General features: G+C 55.8%; 3 protein-coding genes. 2 read left to right on the forward strand and 1 reads right to left on the reverse strand.

Annotated features, from left to right (window positions below):
• Positions 1–299 precede the first annotated feature (299 nt).
• Positions 300–725 carry a DUF4399 domain-containing protein gene (locus tag AC1DSG_RS30940; protein WP_477794262.1) on the reverse strand — a complete coding sequence of 142 codons (426 nt, stop codon included), beginning with the start codon at positions 723–725 and terminating at the stop codon, positions 300–302.
• A gap of 135 nt (positions 726–860) precedes the next feature.
• Here AC1DSG_RS30940 and AC1DSG_RS30945 point away from each other — a divergent pair, with 135 nt between their 5' ends.
• Together AC1DSG_RS30945 and AC1DSG_RS30950 are read left to right on the forward strand one after the other, a co-directional pair.
• Entirely contained in the window at positions 861–1,445 is a 585-nt protein-coding gene (locus AC1DSG_RS30945) for a transporter substrate-binding domain-containing protein (RefSeq protein WP_477794263.1), read from the forward strand.
• Positions 1,446–1,574: 129 nt separating this feature from the next.
• A partial coding sequence (locus tag AC1DSG_RS30950) for a transposase (RefSeq protein WP_477794264.1) occupies positions 1,575–1,724 on the forward strand: 150 nt, incomplete at its 3' end.

Raw genomic sequence — 1,724 nt, forward strand, 5'->3', positions numbered from 1 at the left:
TGCGAAATGAGCTTTACCGCGTGTACCTTGCGAAATGAGCTTTACCGCGTGTACCTGGGCGATCCTCGGGTTTATCAATAGCGTCTCCGCCGACCGTTCCGGGAACATCCCCAAATACCTGGCTGAGCTGCATGCTTCAGCCATGCATTACGTCCTGCCTCATCGACGAGAGGAGCGCATCTACCCCCGGGCTATCAGGCTCAAATCCCCGAAGTATCCGATCAGAAAGAAAAATGCCAGTCAGCTTAACTGACTGGCATTAGACCTTGGGGTCTCCTTTTTCATGGGCGCGACTATGGTTACTTGACGTTGATGGTGATCTTCTCCGACACGATCGGTGGGTCAAACGGCATGTGGTTGCTGTCGCCCAGCTCCAGCTGCAAGGTGTGCTTGCCCGGGGTCAGCGTTACTTCTCCCTGAGTTTGAGCCTTGCCGAAATGCTGGTGGTTATCATCTTTGGGGATCGGCGAACCGGCCGCTGGCAGTTCATCGACATCGATCAGCAAGTGGTGATGGCCGGTGTTCTTGGTGGTGTCGCCCGCGGGCGCCAGCGCAATGTTCTCGACCGCGAACTTGACGACAACCGTTTGCGGAACCGTCGCTCCGTCCTTGGGAGAAACAATGGACACTTCAGCACCCGCCGGGGCAGGCGTAGCAGCACTGGCCAGCACCGAAACACCCATCAGCAGGCCAGCCAAAGCAGCACGAGACATAAACGTTTTCATTCTCTTCTCCAGTTTTTCCGTAAAATCCGCGTGACCATGACAACTTCATGGTCAATCGTTGTCGAAGGCACTCGACAACCATAGCAAAGCGATCCTGAATCAGAGCATCGCGATAATGAATTCAAAGGAGTGACCATGCGCTTTCTGCCTGGCCTGATCTGTTTGCTACCCCTTTTGAGCCCTTTGGCTCATGCCGAACTGATTGACGACATCAACGACCGAGGCGAACTGCGTATTGCGCTTGAGGCCAATACACCGCCCTTCAATTTCAAGGATGAAGGCAAGCTCACCGGGTTCGAAGTCGAGCTGGGTCAACTGCTGGCCAACGAACTCGATGTGCGGGCCGACTTCGTCGTCACCGATTCGGGCGATCTGTTGACCGGCGTTGAAAGCGGCAAGTACGACGTCGCCATCAATCACATAGCAATGACTCCGGATCTGAAAGATCGTTTCGACTTCAGCGAGCCTTACATTCAAACCAATACGCAAATGATCGCGCAGAAGGAAGAACCGCGCTCAATGCTGCTGGTGCAGTCGTTGACCGTCGAGAAGCCCAACGCCGCCTCACCGGTGAGCCTGGCGATTCCGTTTCAGAAAGGTAACCCGGCGTTTCATGCCAGCCTGGAAAACGCGCYGCAGCGGATCAAGGACGATGGCCGGATGGCATCGCTGGAGAAGAAGTGGTTTGCGGCGGAGGCGAGTTCTGCGCCGAAACCCTGATTTCAGGTTGAACGAATAACCCTGTGGGAGCGAGCCTGCTCGCGATAGCGGTGGATCAGTGAACGAGCCCCATGAAAGACAGGACACCGTTTCCCCCTTACGATAAGGGATAGGCAAACGGTTATGTTTATGACTAACAGCAACGATAAGAGTGGGGAGCTTTTGGGCCAGGAGCGGCGGCGCCGCTGGAGCCCGGAGCAAAAGCTGGCGATGGTTCGCGAGAGCCTTGAGCCAGGACAAAGTGTGTCGGTCGTCGCTCGGCGCAACGGCATCAATGCC

This window comes from Pseudomonas sp. P5_A12 (assembly GCF_056400685.1).